Origin of the sequence: Sphingobacterium hungaricum (assembly GCF_015210005.1) — a bacterium.
Classification (GTDB): Bacteria; Bacteroidota; Bacteroidia; order Sphingobacteriales; family Sphingobacteriaceae; genus Sphingobacterium; species Sphingobacterium hungaricum.
On record NZ_MU158698.1, the window covers coordinates 2,936,985 to 2,957,220 of the forward strand.

Consider the following 20,236-nt stretch of genomic DNA (forward strand, 5'->3'; position numbering starts at 1 on the left):
TAATTAATCTAATTTATGCATTTTTTTAAGAATGTAAGAAGTAATTATTATTTATTTCAAACTAGCAGTAAGGCACAAGTCTTTTTAGTTATGAAGCTAACCATTATTTTAATGCTGTCATTTGTGACGATGAGTTTTGCTCGTAGTTACTCGCAGAATATTTCAATAAATCTAAAGAATGCACGCATGGACGCTGCATTAAAACAGATTGAAGATCAGTCTGATTATGTATTTGTATATGAAAAGAAGCTATTAGCAAATACAAAAAGGCTAAATCTAGCGATTAAATCGCAAGGTTTAAATGAAAGTTTAAATCTATTGTTTAAGGATCAACCAGTAAGTTATACCGTTACAGGGAATTTTATTGTACTGACTCCAAAAGCAGAAAACCGAAATTTATTGGCTATCGATGAAACGGTTGCTAAGCAAAGTAAATTATCAGGAACAGTCGTTGATTCTTTGGGTAATAAATTACCAGGGATTACGGTCACAAATACTAAGAATGGTTTAACTACTCAGACAAATCAGCTTGGAGAGTTCTCGGTTGATGGAAATTCCGGAGACATCTTGATACTATCTTCTATCGGCTATCAATCAGTCCGTATGACTACTCAATCAAATTCTAATCTTAGAATTGTACTATTAGCCGAAAATCAATCCTTAGATGAAGTGGTTGTGACAGCTTTAGGTATTCGTCGTTCCGAAAAATCACTGAGTTATGATGTTCAACAATTAGATGGAGAAGAATTAACAACAGTTAAGAGCACAAATTTTGTCAATTCATTGATTGGTAAAGTTGCTGGAGCACAAATCAATACGAGTGCGGCTGGACCAGGTGGTGCTGTTAAAGTTGTATTGCGGGGGAATAAATCAATTGAGTTAAACTACAATGCTTTGTATGTAATTGATGGAGCTCCGATGAATAATTACCAATCGACAGGAGGTGATCAACCTATGTCTGGGCAACCAAGCTCCGAAGGTATTGCTGATCTTAATCCGGATGATATAGAGAGTGTCTCTGTATTAACAGGTCCTTCGGCGGCAGCTCTTTACGGAAATGAGGGTGCCAATGGCGTAATATTAATTACAACTAAAAGAGGAGTTGCAGGCAAATCATCTGTATCCTTTAGTCACAACTCCATGTTTTCTGACCCTCTTCTTATGCCTAAGTTTCAAAATACCTATGGCAATGAGCTCGGGTTACAGACCAGCTGGGGAGAGAAGACTTCTATGAACTACAATCCTTCAGATTTTTTCATTACAGGAACTTCAATTAATAATGTGCTTGCTTTGTCAACTGGTAATGATAAGAGCCAGAACTACTTCTCAGTAGCATCTAACAATTCAACTGGCATATTGCCAAATAACAAATACAACAGGTATAATTTCAGTTATCGTAATACGACAAATTTTCTTGATAACAAATTTATCTTGGATGTAGGAGCGAATTACATCATTCAAGACAACCTAAATATGGTGTCACAAGGACAATATTTTAACCCTTTGCCTGCACTTTACTTGTTTCCGAGAGGAGAAGATTTTTCAAGCATCCAATTATTTGAAAGGTTCAATCCAACTACCGAGGTAAACAATCAATATTGGAATTTTGGAGATCAAGGTTTGTCTATCCAAAACCCTTATTGGACCATGTATCGAATGAATCGAAATACAGATAGAAAAAGGTATATGTTAAGAGCAAGCTTGAAATATAACATTACTGACTATTTGGATATCATCGGTCGTGTAAATATTGATAATTCAAACTTGAAAAGTACTGATGAGCGTCATGCTAGTACCTTAGGAGCATTAGCAGGTCCAAAGGGTAGGTATACTTTATTGACGCAGGACGATAACCAGACCTATGCAGATGTGATTGCTACTTTCAAAAAGAACTACAATGATTTTAGTTTTAACATTAATGTCGGTGGAGCCCTTAAGCATGTATATTACGATCAATACAGCTTAGAAGGAGATTTGGATAAAATCACGAATTATTTCAGTATCGAAAACTTAAATCGTTCGACAGGAACATTTAAGACAGATGCAGAAGGGTTTAATAGGCAAATACAATCTGTTTTTGGTAATGCAGAAGTAGGTTACAAAAATTATTTGTTTTTAACCTTGACCGCAAGAAATGACTGGGATTCTGCTTTAGAAGGGTCACAATCCAAAGAACGTAGTTTCTTTTATCCATCAGCAGGCCTTTCAGCTGTTTTCAGTGATATGTTCAACCTACCAACTTGGTTTACTTATTTAAAAGGAAGAGGGTCTTACACTCAGGTTGGAAAAGGATATGAACCAAACTTAACGAGAGAACGGTATATTTATAATCCTCAAACAAATACGTATGCGTTGACAACAACCCGTCCAAATTTTGATTTGAAACCTGAAATAACTACAAATACTGAGTTTGGTTTGGATATGCGTTTCCTAAATAATAAAGTGAACTTAGCTTTGACTTATTACAATTCCAACACAAAGAATCAGACCCACTATATTTTAGAAAGCGGTACAGAATACAATCAAGCGATTATTCAGACTGGATCTGTCAACAATAAAGGTGTTGAGATTCAATTAGGATATGAAAATACCTGGAATAAATTTAGCTGGAGCACAAACGCGACATATTCGTACAATAAAAATACCGTTGATAAGCTGTTTAATGAGGATCTGTTAAACGCTAATCCTGCTATGGAAAATTATGTAGATAAAGCTGTTTTGGGAAGTACGGGTTCACCAATAGTCCGTCTTACTGAAGGTGGAAGTATGGGAGATATCTATATGACTTCTGATTTCAAACGAGATAACAACGGATATGTTTATCTAAATCCAACCACTTTGCTACCAGAAATGGAAACATTATCTTCTGATGAATACAAAAAATTGGGCTCTTTATTGCCGACAACGTTTGTTGGTTGGAAAAACTCCTTCAAATATGATAACTTCCGTTTAAATGTCGTGTTGAGTGGACGGTTTGGCGGATTAGTCGTGTCCAATACACAAGCATTTTTAGACCGTTATGGTGTTTCTGAAAATTCTGCGACGATGCGCGAGGCTGGACCTATCAATATATTAGGACATGATGTTTCGATTAAGGATTATATGAATATCACCGCTGAAGGCACTGGAAAGGCAGATTTCTATGTTTACAAAGCAGATAATATTCGGTTACAAGAAGTTAGTTTAGAATATACATTCGATAAAACCTTTATGAAGTATTTTCCATCGGCTACTATTGGAATCGTAGGAAGTAACTTAGCGATGCTATATAATAAAGCGCCATTTGATCCAGAGGCAGTTCCATCTGCAACAAGCAACTTTTATACTGGGGTTGATTACTTTATGCAACCTAGTTTAAGAAATATAGGTTTCAATCTTAAATTACAATTTTAGTCTAAAATTTATGAAACGGATGACATTTCAAAAAACGATAACATGGTGCTTTGCATCACTGATTATACTATTTTCTTCTTGCACTAAAAATTTCGAAAAATATAATACAGATCCATATAATCCAATAGAAGATAATCTTACAAATTCTGAGGTATTGGGTATTTTGTTCCCTACACTTATTTCTACGATGCATTTTGCACAGGAGAATCGGAGCCAAATGAACGATCAGATGGTTGGAGGTCAATATGGAGGGTATTTTACAACAACGAATAATTGGTCTGGGACTAACTATGGTACCTTAAATCCTTCTTTGGATTGGGTCGAAACACCCTTTAAAGATATAATGGTGGATTTCAATTCCAACTATGTAAAGATTAAACGTGTAACACAAAGCACGGGCTATATTTATGCTTGGGCAAATATCATTCGTGTTGCTGCGATGCTTCGCGTTGTAGACACATACGGTCCTATTCCTTACACACAAATTGGTGAACTGACTACTGATAACGTTCCTTTTGATGATGTAAAAACAATTTATTATAAAATGTTTGAGGAGCTGAATAGCAGCATCACCGCGTTGAATAATTTTAATACCGAATCTAAAAATTCCACAACGCATCCAATGGCAACTTATGATGTTGTTTACAATGGAGATTTTTCAAAATGGATTAAGTTTGCTAATTCTTTGAAAATGCGTATGGCTATGCGCATCTCAGCTGTTGATGCAGAATTTGCCAAAACCAATTTTTTAGAGGCAGTAGCTTCTGGTGCAATTGAAACAAATGCAGATAATGCATATATTCCAACTCAAGATAATCCTTATTATAAAGCATCTGTAAGTTGGGGTGATTTAGCAATCAATGCAACCTTGTCTGCTTACATGAACGGGTACGCAGATCCAAGAAGAGCAAAATACATGACTACGATCAATAGAGGAGTAAGAATGGGCATTGCGAATATCAATAAAACAAACTACAGCAGTGCTTCATATTCTAAGCCCGCGTTTACAGCTAGTTCACCGCTATTGGTGTTCAATGCTTCTGAAACTGCTTTTCTTAAAGCTGAAGCCGCTTTGTTAGGTTGGATCGCAGGAGGTGATACACAAGCGAGAACATTTTATGAATCTGGTATAACTCTTTCCATGTCCCAAAATGCGGTTACAATCGGAACCTATTTGACAAGCACAGCTAATCCTGCGCAATATACAGATCCGTCGTTGAGTAGAGCTAACATTAGCGTTCCAAATCCTATTTCTGTGAGCTGGACAAACTTTGGAACAACGACCAATACAAAACGCGAAAAAATTATTACACAAAAATGGTTAGCGAATTACCCATATGGTTATGAAGCTTGGAGTGATTACAGAAGAACAGGATTTCCTCAGATTTTCCCAGCTTTAGATAACTTGAGTTCAACGAGTTTCATTGGTAGTGTTTCTAATACATATGGTCGCTTAGTGCGTCGTTTGCCTTATCCACAGTCTCAATACAGAAGTAATTCTACAAATGTAATGGCAGCTGTCAGTTTATTGGGAGGCGATGATGCAGCTTCAACTGATTTATGGTGGGCTAAGAAGAACTAATAAAAACAATTTTATTTAATTGAAATGAAAAAGATAAAGAACATTGCTAGCTACATATTTTACTTTGGATTTATTCTGTCATTACAGTCATGTAAAGATTGGACTGAAGTAGAGAGCATAACTGACAAGTCAGTTGATCTAGATGCAACAATAAAAACAGACGAGTATTTTGCGTCTTTAAGAGAATGGAAAAAAACGCCAGGTTTACCTCAAATATTTGTTTGGTTTGATAACTGGAATGGCGTTGCTCCCACAGGAGAAAATAGTTTGCGCGGTCTCCCAGATTCAGTAACTATTGCTTCCAATTGGGGAGGCCATCCAAAATTTGATTTAAGCCCTGAACGTAAAGCTGATATGGAATATGTCCAAAAAGTAAAAGGAACTAAAGTAGTAGTCACGCTTTTCTCAGCAAAAGTAGGGGATGATATGCCTGAAGATCCAATTTATAACATAGGAAATAGTTCTGACCCAGCTGTTATCCGACCTGCTATCCGAAAATATGCAGAAGCCATTTACGATGCAGTGGTTGCGACTGGATATGATGGATTTGATTGGGATTATGAGCCGATTTACGCAGGTAATGCGACAAATTATTTATGGCGCAACATAGCTCAGAGAACAATGTTCGTGGAGGAATTAGGTTATTATTTTGGAAGAGGTTCACAACGTACAGAACGGGATGGAAGAAAGCCAGCTATACCAGGTCTACTTTATATTATAGATGGAGAGATTGGTATCGGGGATGGAATGGATAAAAATTGGGAATCTCAATATGTCGATTACTATGTTCTCCAAGCATATGGGTCAACCACAATAGCAAATCATACTTCAAGAGTATTGGGGGTGATTAATGATATGAGCGATCATATTGCTGCGGGAAGAATAACAGCTGAAGAAGTTGTTTCACGTACAATAATGACCGAAAATTTTGAATCTTACGCGAACACCGGAGGAGGATTTTTATCTATGTCCAGCTTCGTTTATAATAATTTAGGAGTCGAACATCAGATCGGTGGAAGCGGTTTATATAGGTCTGGTTTTGATTATTTACCAAAAGGTAAAGGTGATTATGATGGCTCTCCTGAATATTATTTTTTGAGAAGAGGTATTACTAATTTGTATAAAGTATATAATGAACGTAAAGTGTTGAATTAATTAACTTTAATGATTTATAAAATGAAAAATATTAAATATTTTACTCTCGGTATTCTTAGCTTATTTATTTCGTGTAATAATGCAGAATATGAGATTTTGGACAATGCAGTGTACATCAGTGCGGCGGCTTCAAGCTCAGAAAAGGCGGAAACCATAACTATGAATAATGGAGCTACAATTCAATTGTTGGTACGTTTAGCAAAAGCAGTCGAAGAGGATGTTGAAGTGGAAGTGGTCTTGGACCAATCTCTGCTTACACCCTACAATGAAATGGCGGGAACTGAATATCTTCCAATCACTAACTTAACTTTACCAGCTGGTGCCAAAGTTGTTATTCCGGCCGGTGAAATTAGCGCTGCCTATACAATTCAGGTGGAAGATTTTGATACGGGTTCAGATAGGTATGCTGTAGGAGTTTCTTTAGGAAAAGTTTTGAAAGGGAATGTACCTGTCTCCACTTCTCAGGCTAGTTACCTGTATATATTAGCTAAGCCCTTAAATGTATCAGTGCCTGAAATGACTGGGCCTAACGCTGTAATTGCCGCGCCTTCTACGAATTGGGGTATCAATGTTAATCAATGGACTATTGAATGCTGGGCTAAAATGTCTGCATATAGCATAAACAATCAAGCTATTTTCTATACAGGAAGCAATGATCATGAGATATACATCCGATTTGGAGATGCCAACAGACCTTATAATTATCTTCAAATCAAAACGCTTGGAGGCCAGGTTCAAACGGCTTCAGATTTAGTTGCGAATCGCTGGTACCATTGGGCATTTGTTTATGATGGCACTACATTAAGCATTTATCGCGATGGAGAAGCTGATGTCAAGTTTAATCCACCTGCTCCTCTTGGAGGAAGCGTGCGAATAGATTTTCTACAAATGATAGCTTCCGGAACCTATTTTAGAGATAGAGCACAAATGGGTGAAGTACGTTTATGGAACACCGCAATCTCTCAAACTCAAATCAAGAATAACATGTATTTTTCAATTAATCCTAAAAATCCGAATCTAATTGGGTATTGGCCTATGAATGAAGGGACAGGAAATACATTCAATGATATCACTGGAAACGGGCACAACGCAACAGCAGGTGCAAACGTGATTCGTAGCTGGATACCTAATGTTAATTTCAGAAATTTATAATATTATTTAGTTGGATGATTAAGTGGGTGCTATTGATTTAGCACTCACTTTTTTTTAATCAATTTTTTTAGGCAGAACTCTATTCCTCCATATTCAAAACGCTACTCAAGAGTTTCAGCCAATTTTCTGCCATTGTATCAAATTTGATCCTATTTCCATTTTTGTTCTATTTTTCCTATGTTTAAAAAATGAAGCATGTCTTGTTGATTGCTTTGCTTTTTGCAAACATCTTATTTTTAAAAGCCCAAGATCCGTACAAATTAGATTCCCTTTTTGCTAAATCCAAATTGCTGAATCGCCATTTTGTGGGATTCTCTTTGTATGGCGTCGGCCAGGATACGGTTGTCTATGCCCGAAATGAAGATAAAGCATTTACCCCAGCGTCGAATACCAAAGTATTTACGCTGTATACCGCATTACAGAACTTAGGGGATTCTATTCCCGGCTTAGAATACATCGAACGCGGAGATTCCCTGATTTTTTGGGGAACGGGCGATCCCACTTTTTTACATAATCGCTTAGATACCCGCAAGGTCTATGATTTTCTGAAATTCAGCACGAAGAAACTCTATTATGTGCCGACGGAAAGTGCTGAAGATTATTACCGGAACGGATGGTCGATTGAAGATTACGACAAATACTATCAGCCCGAAATAGCAACCTTTCCGATTTATGGAAATGTAGTTACATTCCGAGCTCCGGAGAAAAACAGTTTAAAGGCAAGCCCTCCATATTTCGACAAAAATCTCGTCATTTCCGACAGAAAATATAAAAGCTTCTGGATCACACGCAAAATGAATGAGAATGTCTTTCAACTTTCTTCGATCTATGTTCCGAAAAATTATGTCAATGAAATTCCCTTCCATTATAGCGACAGCTTATTTACCAAACTGCTGATCGATACGTTAAAAAGGGATGTAGAAATGATTGCGTACGAGAAAACGCCTGATACGCGCATGATCTATTCGATCGATACCAAAAGCCTATTGCGCGAAATGATGCTGCCAAGTGATAATTTTTTGGCAGAGCAGTTTACAATGCTTGCTGCGCAAAGCCGTTTTCACGCGTTTAATACAGATGAATTGCGCGATAGCTTAGCTAGCGTATACAAGACGATCCTGACGGACACGATCAGCCTACATGATGGGAGCGGCCTATCTTCATACAATAAAATCACCCCTAGAAGCATGGTGGAATTGCTGAAACAGCTGCAATCCCAGATTCCAAACGAACTGGATCTGCACTATTTGTTTCCTGCCGGAGGGTTAAGTGGCACCCTGCGCTCGGCCTATCCCTTATTTAATGGCGAACCGTATGTTTGGGCGAAGACAGGTACGCTAACTTCTGTCTACTGCCAGTCGGGATACATCACTTGCAAGTCTGGGAATAAGTATATCTTTTCCTTTCTGAACAATAATTTTCTCGGAGCGGCTTCTTCCGTTAGGAGGGAAATGGTTTCCATTATGAATTACATCCATGAGAATTATTAGGGTAAAGCAATGAGCCTGAATCCTGTGGACTGGCTCAAAAAGAATCTGTTTTGATTAGAACCATAAACGATTTTTTTCAGCTAAATAATTCTTAAATTTAAAAGTCCAAAAAATATAAATCTATTGGTATATTCGTGTTCTAAACATGTCGAATAACGAAATTAAAAAGAACGACAAGCGATTGATTCGCTCTTGGTCCATGTATGATTGGGCCAATTCCGCTTATAACCTAGTTATAACTTCCACGATTTTTCCCGTTTATTATACGACAATTACCAAAACCCAGGAACATGGCGATAATGTCACTTTCTTTGGTTTTAGCTTTATCAATACGGCTCTATCCAATTTCGCATTGGGCATCGCCTATTTGATCATGGCTTTGGCATTGCCGTTCTTATCTGCTTATGCGGATGCGGCGGGGAAGAAGCGATTCTTTATGAAACTCTTTACCTACGTTGGAGCGCTCTCCTGTATGGGCCTGTTTTTCTTCAAATTGGAAACGCTCGAGTTGGGGATTATCTTTTTTGCCTTAGCGGCAATGGGATATATCGGTGGTTTGGCATTTAACAATTCGTATCTTCCGCAGATTGCAACGCCCGATCAACAAGATCGCGTGAGTGCGCAAGGCTTTGCGTATGGCTATGTGGGTTGTGTGACGCTTCAGTTGATCTGTTTTGTTTTTATCTTTAAGCCCGAATGGTTTGGCATAACCGATCTGTCTTTTCCGGCAAGATTTTCATTTTTCTTGGTAGGTCTATGGTGGATGGGCTTTGCGCAGATTCCTTTCCGTAAGCTGCCTGCCAATAAACCACAGGTTAAGGATCCAGAATTGGGTTTCTTCCAAAAAGTCAATAAAGAATTTCAGCACGTTTTCGGGCACATCAAGCAGATCAAGGCGATCCGCCTATTTTTGCCGGCCTATTTTTTCTATGCCATAGGCGTGCAGACCATTATGGTCGTTGCGGCAGCATTCGGAGAAAAAGAACTTGAGCTTGGAGCTGACAAACTAATTCCTGCGATTCTGCTGATCCAGCTAGTCGCCATTGCTGGCGCTTATTTGATGTCCTTTTTAGCAAATAAGATTGGGAATATTCCTGTGCTGATGATTGTGGTTTGTATGTGGATTGGCATTTGTATCGCGGCTTATTTCTTATCCAGCGAATTTGAGTTTTATGCAATCGCATTTTTTGTTGGTTTGATGATGGGTGGTATACAATCCTTATCGCGAAGCACTTATTCCAAATTGATCCCACAAGATATCGGCGACACCACCGCATTTTTTAGTTTCTATGACGTTACGGAGAAGCTCGCTATCGTCGTTGGTTTATTTTCATTTGCCTTTATTGAACAAATAACACACAATATTCGCTATTCGGCACTATTTTTATCCGTATACTTTATCATCGGATTGCTTTTGTTATTCCGAGTGTTAAAGTATAACAAAACAATCTTAAAACCCGTAAAATGACGAAAGTACAACTGTTTGTTCCTTGTTTTATCGATCAGCTTTATCCCGAAACAGCATTTAATACCATAAAATTGCTGCGCAAAGCCGGTTGTGAAGTGAGCTATAACCCGAACCAAACCTGTTGTGGACAGCCGGCATACAATGCAGGTTTTTGGGACGAAGCGAAATCCATCGGATTGAAGTTCTTAAAAGATTTTAACGAAAGCGACTACATTGTCGCTCCATCAGCGTCCTGCGTCGGAATGGTCAAAAATGGCTATGATGACTTATTTACCAATTCCATGGAGCACAATACCTGCCGGAATATGCAGCGCAATATCTATGAGCTAAGCGATTTTCTGGTAAATGTGCTCAAAAAAGAATATTTTGGTGCTGAAATGATGGGCACAGCAGTCTATCATGATTCTTGCGCAGCACTCCGCGAATGCAAAATTAAAGACGAACCACGTAAATTGCTTGCACAAGTTGGCGGTCTAGAAGTTTTGGAAATGCGCGATCAGGAAACCTGTTGCGGATTTGGCGGAACGTTTGCCGTGAAGTTCGAAGGAATTTCTTCGGCGATGGCTGAACAGAAGGTACACAATGCACTAGAAGTAAAAGCGGATTACATTATATCGACCGATTCGTCCTGCTTGTTACAAATACAGAGTTATATTGATAAACATAAAATGCCCATTAAAACCATGCATCTTACTGATGTGTTAACGACCGGATGGGCAAATATTTAGATTTTAAATAATAATATTATGAATTCAAGAAGAGAGTTTCTTAAAAATGTTGGCTTGGCAACCGCAGGGTTAGCCATCGCACCCAACTTAGATTTATTCGCTGCAAAGAAAGAATGGTTTCAGATTTCGTTGGCCGAATGGTCATTGCACCGCACTTTATTTAAAGGCGATCTTAAAAACATTGATTTCCCAGAATTCACTGCAAAGAATTTCGGCATCTATGGAGTTGAATATGTAAATCAGTTCTTCAAGGATAAGGCTCAGGATATGACTTATTTAAAAGATCTAAATAACCGTGCAAAAGATAATGGCGTGACGAATGTGTTGATCATGATCGATGGGGAAGGTGATTTGGGCGACCAAGATGAAACCAAACGCAACAAAGCCATTGAAAACCATTACAAATGGATCGATGCGGCTCATTTCTTAGGCTGTAAAGCGATCCGCGTGAATGCGGCAGGTAAAGGAACGCCAGCTGAAGTTAAAGGTCAAGTGGTAAAAAGCCTAAGCAGCTTAGCTGACTATGGCAAAAAAGGGAAAATCAATGTGATTGTCGAAAATCATGGCGGCATCTCTTCAGATGGAACATGGTTATCGGATGTATTGAAGACGGTAGGTAAGAAAAACTGTGGAAGTTTGCCTGACTTTGGTAATTTCTACGAATACGACCGCTACAAAGGTGTTGAGGAATTAATGCCATTTGCAAAAGGCGTCAGCGCTAAAGCGAATGTATTTAAAGAAGATGGTTCTGAAGCCAATTACGATTACGACCGCCTAATGAAAATCGTGAAAGATGCAGGCTACAAAGGCTACATCGGAATAGAATTCGAAGGCGATAAATTAAGTGAAGTAGAAGGAATCAAGAAAGCAAAAGCTTTATTGTCTAAATACTTGTAATAGCTACATGAAGTATATCTTCAAATCGATTTATATTTTACTATTCCTAGCAATAGGAGAAAAAGCATACTCCCAGACTAGCGCCGACGCAAAGATGCTAGTCTGGGAAGATAGCTTAAAAAACCTTGGCGAAGGGATTTTTAAGCAAAATGCCGAACCCGAGCGCCTCGACAATAATTTCAAATTTGTCAAGACATTGGTTTCTGCACTCAAAGAAAATCAATCCTTTGGGCATGATTTTACTTCCCTGAAAATGATCTCCATCATTTCTTCGCCAGCAAAAGATTTCCGGATTTTCTCTTGGAATGTCCCGCTGGATGACGGTTCATATCTTTATTACGGTTCCGTCCAATTCAAGACAGCAGATGGCAGCTTGAAGCTTATTCCACTATTGGATAAAACATTTGAGATCCAGGAACCTGAAAAGGAAGCATTATCAAATAATGAATGGTATGGAGCGCAGTATTATGAACTTATCCCATTAGGAACAAATCAATATGCCTTATTGGGATGGAAAGGGCATACGCCTACTTACACGCAAAAGGTAATTGATATTCTGACCGTAGATAAGGGGACTGTATCTTTCGGACAGGCTGTGTTTTCGGACGATAAGGCGCTAAAGCGAAAGATTTTCAACTATACCCGCGAAGCGAGCCTGATCCTCAAATACGAATCCGAAAACAAGCGCATCGTATTTGACCACTTAGTGCCCGCAGATCCTAAACTGATCGGGAACTATCGATATTACGGCCCGGATTTATCCTATGATGCTTACGAAATCAAATCCAGCACACTGCATTTTAAAGAAAATATTCCGCTGACGAATCCAGTCCGTGGCGATGAAGATCAATACCTCGCGCCAGACCGCAAGAGAGTAGGCAAGGAGTCGGGCATCTAATTGGATTGTTTTTTTTATTCCCCGAAGGGAAATGATTTTGTGGACTTTTTAACTATAGGAAATAGGCTATGCTTGTTTAATTAGTAAATTGCAATGAACGTCAGTTATAAAAAACAGAACATTATCTTCCAATAACCCTTTAAGAAATCACAATAACCCTTTAAGAAATCACAATAACCCTTCAAGAAATTATAAAACCTCTTCGAGAAATTATAAAACCTCTTCAAGAAATTATAAAATCCCTTCAAGAAATTATAAAACCTCTTCAAGAAATTATAAAATCTCTTCAATAAATTATAAAAAAGCTTCAATAAATTATAAAAAATTGACAATATTTTAGTGACAATTCTCGCAATTCTTTTAATTAAAAACTTTATGTAAGGATTGTAATTAATTAAAATATAATAACTTGTAATTTTTTATCGTTTTTTTGAGGTGTTATACGGAAGAAATGCCAAAAATTTAGTTTGTCATTTAAATGTAAGTTTTTCAATTCCCAATTATGCTAAATTTATTTCTTCATCGATTTAGTATACTTGGCTATAATAATGCGAAACGAATTGGCGATAAAAGCAGCGTATGGTAGTTACGCAACGTATAGATTGCTGTGTTATGCTCTTGTCACTCTGAGTGAAACGAAGAGTCTCGAATTTACGTTTTAGATTCTTCAAGATAAAACATGCACACGCGAAACGCGTGCGCTAACGACCAGAAAGGTTTTTTATTTTTTACTTTTTAATTTTTACTTTGTAAGCCCACTTCGGGGCTAGGCGGAGAAAATCAATCCAATAAACCTTGCTGATGCAAGTAATCGAAAATCAATTTATCCACTTCAGAGATTATCTCTTTATCGGCGTAATGTAGCCACCTGATTTCTTCGATCTCGGAATCGGCATTTAATTCTCCATCATATTCTGCAGAATAGCAGGTCATTTTTACAAGCGTACCTTCGGGATGGCTATGTGCTTGAGCTTCAAAAGTGCCGATAAATTGTAAACTGTCAGGAATCAAATCGACCTGCAATTCTTCCTGAATTTCGCGGATTAATGCTTCTGCGTCAGATTCCCCGGATTCTCTTTTTCCTCCCGGAATGTAATATTTGTCCTTGCCGTAACTTTTGGTCGAGAGAATCGATTTATTTTGAATCTCAATCCAAGCTAATTTGTCAATTATTTTCATCGTATTAATTTATAGGAGCAGTATCTTCTTTTCTTAACCAGCCCAAAATATTGTCATTCTTAATCGTCCATTTGTTATTGGCATATTCCAGCGCATAACGTGCTCTCGAATTCCCAAAAGGTCCTGGATTTTGCTGAATAATCTCCATTTGGTTTTCAAAAACATTAGAAACAATGGCGACATGGCCAAAACGATTGATTAACGTTCCATCAAATATCAGCAGATCATCGATTTTCGGTTTCGTCTGGCTAGAATTGGCGTATTGAATCAAATTTCGTTTGACGTTCAATGTGCCATCGGCCAAGGTATCAATATAAAACTGTTTGGCATGGCCATAACTATCTGGCATTTTATGGTTAAGGTATTGGTAATAATAGCGCTTTACAAATTCTACGCATTGGTATTTCAGTCCAAGGTTATAGCCATCTTCTGTGGTATCACGCTCCAAAACATGATCTACACCTCCATTATAATACACGAAAACACCATTTAAGCTATCCAATTTCTGTCCAACCACATAATCGCTATTGAAATTGAATTTCTTAAAAACCCAAACACCCATATAACTTAAAATCAATATGCCAATTACGGCATACATCCAGCGTTTCGATTTTATTTTCCGTAATTTTTTGTCATTCGGATTATCGCTTAAGAGCATAGTTAAAGTTAATAATAAATTTCATTTTTATGATTTTCTAATCTCTATCTTTGTCGCATAGATTAGACCACTTGAAAGATTACAAACTCATTTTCGCCGTACTTATCGTTGCAATTGTTTGGGGAACTACTTATTTGGCTATACGGGTCGCCGTAGAAACCATTCCCGCCTGGTTTGTCGCAAGCATTCGTCAATTGTTAGCTGGATTGATTCTGTTTTTGGTGCTGATTGTACGGAAAGAGTTAAAATGGATAGGGAGGGAGAATTTAAAATACCAATTGCTTTTTTCGTTCCTGATGCTGATTGTAGCGAATGGGCTTACAACGGTTGCTGAGGAAAGTCTTTCGAGCAGTTTGACTTCTTTAATCGCTGCCTCGACACCGATTCTGGTTTTTTTGGGAACTGTGGCAATCGGACTGGAACGGTTTAATTATCGTTCGCTGACTGGCGTATTGCTCTGTTTCTGTGGCATTGTCTTTATCTTTTGGGATGGACTCAAAGATTTTTTGAATCCAGATTACCGAATGGGCATTTCCTTGATGTTCTGTGCTATTTCGGGATGGGCTTTAGGCATTATTTTTACCAAAAAACTCAATATCCAAAAAGGAAATATTGTTTTGAATCTATTCTATCAGTTTATGTTTGCTGGAATTGTTCAGTTGGTGTTCGCCTTTCTTTTTTCAGACAACTATAATTTTGGAAGCTGGACATCGAAAAGCATTTCGGCGATGATTTACTTATCTGTTTTTGGTTCAGTATTGGCATTTTTTGCATTCCATTACGCACTAACCAAAATTTCACCTGTCAAAGTCTCCATCCTTGCTTACATCAACACCATCATTGCTATTTTCTTAGGCTGGCTGGTTTTGAATGAAGAAATTTCACTTAAGTTTCTAATCGCCGCTGTCTTGATTATTTTGGGTGTATTTATTACAAATTACAAACCTGGAATGTTTAAACGGAGCCCTGCAAAAGTTTAATTGTTGATTATTTATATCGGGCAATGTTTCGTTTTCGGATTAACCCGAAAACTAAAACACATGCGTATGCCCACATTAGCCATGAGCTAAAGATTGTTCCATCTGTCGATGGAAGGGTCGGAAATACGAGGTCAAAAAAGAACAAACAAAGACTATCCAATAGCATGCCCGGCAAAACCAATAGGGCGGCAGCGTGTACGGACTGAGGTTTTGATAACCTGAATTTATTAAAAACGATGTGAGAAATAATACCTAAAATTAATGCCGTTCCGGCAAATAGGGTGATGACAACCCATTGCCTATCCGTTAGAAAAAAGAGATGTCCAAAATAACGGAATGCAAATGTGGCTATCGCCCAAATAAAAAATCCTAAACAAAAACTATATCTTTTGTAGTTCATTTAGACTTGTTTAATGCTTTATTTATAGTCGGCAAAAGGAATTATTCCACCTCTTGCACCAATTCTCCATCTTTTGTTCTGACAAATATCATGACGATTGCTGTCGTTATGATGCCCATTGTCAAGGCTCCAATCATTCCTTGCAACGCATAATTCTTATAATTTAAATTCGCTTCAGCAATTTCAGTACTTTCATAATAACCCAATTCAACTGAACGTTTGATTACGTTTGGAAAGAATTCAGGACTGATCACGTAAGTGATGACCCATTGGGTGAACGGACTGATCAATGTGATAATCAGTGTTAAGATAATTCCAGAAACCAGACCCTGTTTATAGTCCATTTTACCTTCATAAAAGTTCTTCTTTTTGTCCTGTAAAGCTAAAACATAAGTCCAAATCGCGGGGATAGCAAATAGATTGGTCAGATACATGTGGTAGTCTATGTTTCTGTCGTGTAGGCCACAAAGTTTTTCTAAAACCATCCATAACAAACTCATTATGGTGAATATAATTGCCCACTTAAATTCAATTCCGATATTTTTCATATTTAATTTAAATTAGTTAAATACTCTGTTTTCATTAGGGAGCTTCACTATAAAACATGCTTGAAGGCACATGTTTAAGCTATATAAATTTACGGAATAAATTATGAGTATAGAAAAATAAATTTTTATCAAGACGGTTCATGTAAAATTCGACGGATTTTCTGCCGTCAAATTCTTCAATTAGGTAGAATTTTAGATTATTTTCATTTGAAATAAAGATGTCTTTTAATTGTGCAAAAGATAGTTATATTTGCTCTGTCCAAATTAATTAGGTGCTCATTTAAGGTATGCAAATCTCAATTTTTTAGCTGATGTTTGATAGTATAGTTGATTACTTTTCGGGTATAGATCCCATTTTGGCCGCGCTTTATGCAGGGCTTTTTACCTGGGGAGTTACGGCATTGGGTGCTGCTGTTGTGTTTCTGTTTAAAGGAGTGAACAAGAAGCTGCTGAATGGCATGCTTGGCTTTACTGGAGGGGTAATGATTGCGGCGAGTTTTTGGAGCTTGCTTTCTCCAGCTATTGATATGAGCGAAGGTGAAAGCTTCGAAAAGGTAATGCCTGCGGCAATCGGTTTTATTTTGGGAGCCTTGTTTATCTTCGGATTGGACAAGATTATGCCCCATCTGCATGTCAATTTTAAGAAAGCAGAAGGTCCTAAAACTTCCTTGCAACGCACGACATTATTGACGATTGCAATCGCTTTGCATAATATACCTGAAGGATTAGCTGTAGGAGTTTTGTTTGGTGCTGTCGCTACAGGTTCGCCTGACGCATCCATCGCAGGCGCTGTACTCTTAGCAATCGGAATCGGTTTGCAAAACTTTCCAGAAGGAATTGCGGTTTCTATGCCCTTGCGCAGAATGGGATTGAGCAGGCGAAAAAGTTTTATGTATGGACAGGCCTCCGCAATTGTAGAACCTATTTTTGCAGTCTTAGGTGCCGTTGCTGTTGGTTTCTTTCTTCCGATTTTGCCTTATGCTTTAGCTTTTGCTGCTGGTGCAATGATTTTTGTTGTTATCGAAGAAGTTATTCCTGAAACGCAACAAGACGAACATTCGGATATTCCAATGCTGGGCTTTGTGCTAGGATTTGTGATGATGATGGTTTTGGATGTGGCTTTAGGCTAATCTTCCAAGGACGTCCCGAAAACTTTCAGAATCGCTTCAGCTTTAACTAGGCATTCTTCATATTCTTTTTCTACTTCGGAAGCATTCGTGATTGCACCGCCTGTATGAAACGATAGATAACCAGTACGTTGATTATAGACAAGTGAACGGATAATCACATTGAAATCGAAATGTCCATCTGGCGCAAAATAGCCTACAGCGCCTGAATAAATTCCGCGTTTCGAATTTTCATATTTTTCACACAATTCCATCGCTGAAATTTTAGGTGCGCCGGTCATAGAACCTGCCGGAAATGTATTCTTGATTGCTTGCGTTGCGGTGATTTCTGGGTTGAGCTGACAGGTTATCGTCGAAACCAATTGATGGACTTGCTGGAATGATTGAACTTCTAATTTTCGTTCAACTTGAACGGTTCCTAACACGGCACTTTTGGTAAGGTCATTTCGGACCAAATCAACAATCATTAAGTTTTCCGCAATTTCTTTCGGGTTATGAAGCAACGCTTGCTTGATGTTCGTATCCTCTGTATCCGTCAATCCTCTTTTCGCGGTTCCTTTGATTGGCTGTGAAATTAATTTCTGTCCACGCTTTGCTAAAAATCGTTCCGGCGTAGCCGAAATAATGTAATTGTGCTGCTGTTTAAATAAAACAGAAAATGGCGTAGGAGAGAGCTCATCCAATTTTAGGTAGGTTTGAATTGGGTTGATTTTTGTTTGCTCCGCAAAAAACTCTTGGCAAAGATTTACTTCATAAATATCACCCAACTGAATATGGCGTTGCATGTGTTCAAACGCTTCAAAATAGGATTTTTTCGACATCCGTTTTTCAAATGCTCCTGAAAAGGGAACCCTAAGCTCCGGAATCAATTGTGCATTAATTTCCTGAAAGATAATGGATGGATTTTCGGAATCAATATTCACTCGATTTTGAGCAAACGACAAAGTCGTTTTTGGAATAAAGAAGTAAGCTTCGGGAAAATCAAGGTAATTTGGAAAGCGAGTTGCCAAATCTTCAATTTCGTTCTTCAGGTCGTAACTAAAAAAACCGGGTATCCAATGATTTGGATATCCGGTTTTAAATTTTTCTATTTTCTCAAAAGTTTCTTCTCCATCATATTGAAAGCTATCTAGTGCTTCAACGGCAAGAAAAGAAGTTAATTTTGAATAAACATCGTCAAAATTATTTGAGTTGTAGTATGCGAAATCTTGAAATTGATTTGCCCAAAAAAGTGCTTTTTCTAAGAATTCTTTCGGATTCTCAACTTCAAAACTGGCAGTAGCCATTGTTACTTTAATTCAATCGTTTGTATTCTGTCAGGGCCAACTGATAAATATTTAATCGGCACTTCTAACGCTTTCTCTAAATAGTCGATGTAATTTGCTAAAGCTGTAGGGATTTCTCCTGTTGTACGAATGCCAGTTAAATCCTGTTTCCAACCTTGTATCTCTTCATAAACCGGTTCTGGTTTAATCGCAATAATATCGTAAGGCATGTAATCAATTACTTCGCCGTTGTATTTGTAATGCGTACAAGCATAAATCTTGTCAAAAGTATCTAATACATCGGCTTTCATCATGACTAATTCAGTCACTCCATTCAGCATGATTGCATATTTCAACGCAGGAATGTCAATCCAGCCTGTACGTCTCGCACGGCCAGTAGTCGCGCCAAATTCATGACCTAACTTTCTTAATTCTTCACCAACTTCGTTATCTAATTCCGTTGGAAATGGACCACCTCCGACACGCGTACAGTATGCTTTAAAGATTCCTAAAACCTGCCCGATTTTATTCGGAGCAATTCCTAAACCTGTACAAGCACCAGCAGTTGTCGTATTGGAAGAAGTAACAAAAGGGTAAGAACCAAAATCAATATCCAATAAAGTTCCTTGAGCACCTTCAGCCAACACTTTCTTTCCGTCTTTCAAATATTGATTCACCAAATGTTCAGAATCAACATGAGGAATGGTTTTGATAAATTCGATTGCATCCAAAAACGTTGCTTCACGTTCCGCGAAATCAGGGATTTCACCGTAGTGCGAAAGAATGTTCAAGTGTTTTTCTTTCAGTTTCTCGTAGCGCTCTTTGAAATCAGGAAGTGTCGTATCACCTACACGCAAACCGTTTCTTCCGGTTTTGTCCATGTAAGTAGGGCCGATTCCTTTCAACGTTGAACCGATTTTTCCATCACCCATTTTAGATTCGGAAGCAGCATCCAATAACTGATGAGTTGGTAAAATTAGGTGCGCTTTGCGAGCAATAACCAATTTGCCATTTGCAACTGGGTCAAAACCTGCAGCACGCAGATTATCCAATTCTCTTTTTAAAATAATCGGATCGATTACAACGCCATTACCAATTAAATTCAAAATTGTTGGGTTAAAAATTCCTGATGGAATTGTGTTTAACACAAACTTTTTGTTATCAAACTCTAATGTGTGACCCGCATTTGGACCCCCTTGGAATCGGGCTATTAAATCATATTGTGGACATAAAACATCGACAATCTTGCCTTTTCCTTCGTCGCCCCATTGTAGGCCTAAAAGCACATCAACTTGCATAGCTTTTTAAATAATGAA

Annotated in this window: 17 protein-coding genes; 11 read left to right on the forward strand and 6 right to left on the reverse strand. The window is 38.0% G+C overall.

Features of this window, described 5'->3' with window-relative positions:
* Positions 1-90: 90 nt before the first annotated feature.
* The 9 genes from C4F49_RS16055 to C4F49_RS16095 all read left to right on the forward strand — a co-directional run bounded on the left by C4F49_RS16055 (position 91) and on the right by C4F49_RS16095 (position 12,763).
* Positions 91-3,393: a SusC/RagA family TonB-linked outer membrane protein gene (locus C4F49_RS16055; RefSeq protein ID WP_231388341.1), complete on the forward strand. Its 3,303-nt coding sequence runs from the start codon at positions 91-93 to the stop codon at positions 3,391-3,393.
* A 19-nt stretch (positions 3,394-3,412) separates the two neighbouring features.
* Positions 3,413-4,975, forward strand: coding sequence for a SusD/RagB family nutrient-binding outer membrane lipoprotein (locus C4F49_RS16060; RefSeq protein WP_231388342.1), 1,563 nt, complete (start codon positions 3,413-3,415; stop codon positions 4,973-4,975).
* A gap of 24 nt (positions 4,976-4,999) precedes the next feature.
* Positions 5,000-6,130, forward strand: coding sequence for a glycoside hydrolase family 18 (locus C4F49_RS16065; RefSeq protein WP_196936853.1), 1,131 nt, complete (start codon positions 5,000-5,002; stop codon positions 6,128-6,130).
* 21 nt (positions 6,131-6,151) lie between these two features.
* The gene (locus C4F49_RS16070) at positions 6,152-7,282 is read left to right on the forward strand and encodes a DUF1735 and LamG domain-containing protein (RefSeq protein WP_231388343.1); all 1,131 of its coding nucleotides are present in this window, start codon (positions 6,152-6,154) and stop codon (positions 7,280-7,282) included.
* Between the two features lie 188 nt (positions 7,283-7,470).
* The gene (locus tag C4F49_RS16075; protein ID WP_196936855.1) at positions 7,471-8,772 is read left to right on the forward strand and encodes a D-alanyl-D-alanine carboxypeptidase/D-alanyl-D-alanine-endopeptidase; all 1,302 of its coding nucleotides are present in this window, start codon (positions 7,471-7,473) and stop codon (positions 8,770-8,772) included.
* Positions 8,773-8,917: 145 nt separating this feature from the next.
* Positions 8,918-10,240 carry an MFS transporter gene (locus C4F49_RS16080; protein ID WP_196936856.1) on the forward strand — a complete coding sequence of 441 codons (1,323 nt, stop codon included), beginning with the start codon at positions 8,918-8,920 and terminating at the stop codon, positions 10,238-10,240.
* The gene (locus C4F49_RS16085; RefSeq protein WP_196936857.1) at positions 10,237-10,968 is read left to right on the forward strand and encodes a (Fe-S)-binding protein; all 732 of its coding nucleotides are present in this window, start codon (positions 10,237-10,239) and stop codon (positions 10,966-10,968) included. Before C4F49_RS16080 ends, C4F49_RS16085 begins: the two co-directional genes overlap by 4 nt.
* Positions 10,969-10,986: 18 nt before the next feature.
* Entirely contained in the window at positions 10,987-11,865 is an 879-nt protein-coding gene (locus C4F49_RS16090; protein WP_196936858.1) for a sugar phosphate isomerase/epimerase family protein, read from the forward strand.
* A gap of 7 nt (positions 11,866-11,872) precedes the next feature.
* Complete coding sequence (locus tag C4F49_RS16095; protein ID WP_196936859.1) at positions 11,873-12,763, forward strand: hypothetical protein; 891 nt, start codon at positions 11,873-11,875, stop codon at positions 12,761-12,763.
* Between the two features lie 780 nt (positions 12,764-13,543).
* Here the strand turns inward: C4F49_RS16095 and C4F49_RS16100 are convergent.
* Positions 13,544-13,942 carry an NUDIX hydrolase gene (locus C4F49_RS16100; protein WP_196936860.1) on the reverse strand — a complete coding sequence of 133 codons (399 nt, stop codon included), beginning with the start codon at positions 13,940-13,942 and terminating at the stop codon, positions 13,544-13,546.
* A 4-nt stretch (positions 13,943-13,946) separates the two neighbouring features.
* A complete protein-coding gene (locus tag C4F49_RS16105; protein WP_196936861.1) occupies positions 13,947-14,600 on the reverse strand; it encodes a CHAP domain-containing protein in 654 nt (217 codons plus the stop codon).
* 50 nt (positions 14,601-14,650) lie between these two features.
* Here C4F49_RS16105 and C4F49_RS16110 point away from each other — a divergent pair, with 50 nt between their 5' ends.
* Positions 14,651-15,580 carry a DMT family transporter gene (locus C4F49_RS16110; RefSeq protein ID WP_196936862.1) on the forward strand — a complete coding sequence of 310 codons (930 nt, stop codon included), beginning with the start codon at positions 14,651-14,653 and terminating at the stop codon, positions 15,578-15,580.
* Between the two features lie 7 nt (positions 15,581-15,587).
* Here C4F49_RS16110 and C4F49_RS16115 read toward each other — a convergent pair whose 3' ends face one another.
* Complete coding sequence (locus C4F49_RS16115) at positions 15,588-15,980, reverse strand: DUF5367 family protein (protein WP_196936863.1); 393 nt, start codon at positions 15,978-15,980, stop codon at positions 15,588-15,590.
* Positions 15,981-16,021: 41 nt separating this feature from the next.
* Positions 16,022-16,528 carry a DUF4199 domain-containing protein gene (locus tag C4F49_RS16120; RefSeq protein ID WP_196936864.1) on the reverse strand — a complete coding sequence of 169 codons (507 nt, stop codon included), beginning with the start codon at positions 16,526-16,528 and terminating at the stop codon, positions 16,022-16,024.
* Positions 16,529-16,839: 311 nt separating this feature from the next.
* Here C4F49_RS16120 and C4F49_RS16125 point away from each other — a divergent pair, with 311 nt between their 5' ends.
* Positions 16,840-17,658: a ZIP family metal transporter gene (locus tag C4F49_RS16125; RefSeq protein ID WP_196936865.1), complete on the forward strand. Its 819-nt coding sequence runs from the start codon at positions 16,840-16,842 to the stop codon at positions 17,656-17,658.
* Here C4F49_RS16125 and C4F49_RS16130 read toward each other — a convergent pair.
* Both C4F49_RS16130 and C4F49_RS16135 read right to left on the reverse strand, forming a co-directional pair.
* Positions 17,655-18,941 (reverse strand): anthranilate synthase component I family protein, encoded by a 1,287-nt coding sequence (locus C4F49_RS16130; RefSeq protein WP_196936866.1) that lies wholly within the window; start codon positions 18,939-18,941, stop codon positions 17,655-17,657. The genes C4F49_RS16125 and C4F49_RS16130 overlap by 4 nt on opposite strands.
* A gap of 2 nt (positions 18,942-18,943) precedes the next feature.
* Positions 18,944-20,218 (reverse strand): adenylosuccinate synthase, encoded by a 1,275-nt coding sequence (locus C4F49_RS16135; protein WP_196936867.1) that lies wholly within the window; start codon positions 20,216-20,218, stop codon positions 18,944-18,946.
* Positions 20,219-20,236: the final 18 nt, after the last annotated feature.

What these genes read in the sequence shown, in the direction of transcription:
- C4F49_RS16065 (WP_196936853.1), top strand. Translation starts at nt 5,000, where the DNA reads ATGAAAAAGATAAAGAACATTGCTAGCTACATATTTTACTTTGGATTT.
- C4F49_RS16105 (WP_196936861.1), bottom strand. Translation starts at nt 14,600, where the DNA reads ATGCTCTTAAGCGATAATCCGAATGACAAAAAATTACGGAAAATAAAA.
- C4F49_RS16130 (WP_196936866.1), bottom strand. Translation starts at nt 18,941, where the DNA reads ATGGCTACTGCCAGTTTTGAAGTTGAGAATCCGAAAGAATTCTTAGAA.
- C4F49_RS16125 (WP_196936865.1), top strand. Translation starts at nt 16,840, where the DNA reads ATGTTTGATAGTATAGTTGATTACTTTTCGGGTATAGATCCCATTTTG.
- C4F49_RS16100 (WP_196936860.1), bottom strand. Translation starts at nt 13,942, where the DNA reads ATGAAAATAATTGACAAATTAGCTTGGATTGAGATTCAAAATAAATCG.
- C4F49_RS16055 (WP_231388341.1), top strand. Translation starts at nt 91, where the DNA reads ATGAAGCTAACCATTATTTTAATGCTGTCATTTGTGACGATGAGTTTT.
- C4F49_RS16075 (WP_196936855.1), top strand. Translation starts at nt 7,471, where the DNA reads ATGAAGCATGTCTTGTTGATTGCTTTGCTTTTTGCAAACATCTTATTT.
- C4F49_RS16070 (WP_231388343.1), top strand. Translation starts at nt 6,152, where the DNA reads ATGAAAAATATTAAATATTTTACTCTCGGTATTCTTAGCTTATTTATT.
- C4F49_RS16060 (WP_231388342.1), top strand. Translation starts at nt 3,413, where the DNA reads ATGACATTTCAAAAAACGATAACATGGTGCTTTGCATCACTGATTATA.
- C4F49_RS16080 (WP_196936856.1), top strand. Translation starts at nt 8,918, where the DNA reads ATGTCGAATAACGAAATTAAAAAGAACGACAAGCGATTGATTCGCTCT.
- C4F49_RS16095 (WP_196936859.1), top strand. Translation starts at nt 11,873, where the DNA reads ATGAAGTATATCTTCAAATCGATTTATATTTTACTATTCCTAGCAATA.
- C4F49_RS16085 (WP_196936857.1), top strand. Translation starts at nt 10,237, where the DNA reads ATGACGAAAGTACAACTGTTTGTTCCTTGTTTTATCGATCAGCTTTAT.
- C4F49_RS16120 (WP_196936864.1), bottom strand. Translation starts at nt 16,528, where the DNA reads ATGAAAAATATCGGAATTGAATTTAAGTGGGCAATTATATTCACCATA.
- C4F49_RS16135 (WP_196936867.1), bottom strand. Translation starts at nt 20,218, where the DNA reads ATGCAAGTTGATGTGCTTTTAGGCCTACAATGGGGCGACGAAGGAAAA.
- C4F49_RS16090 (WP_196936858.1), top strand. Translation starts at nt 10,987, where the DNA reads ATGAATTCAAGAAGAGAGTTTCTTAAAAATGTTGGCTTGGCAACCGCA.
- C4F49_RS16115 (WP_196936863.1), bottom strand. Translation starts at nt 15,980, where the DNA reads ATGAACTACAAAAGATATAGTTTTTGTTTAGGATTTTTTATTTGGGCG.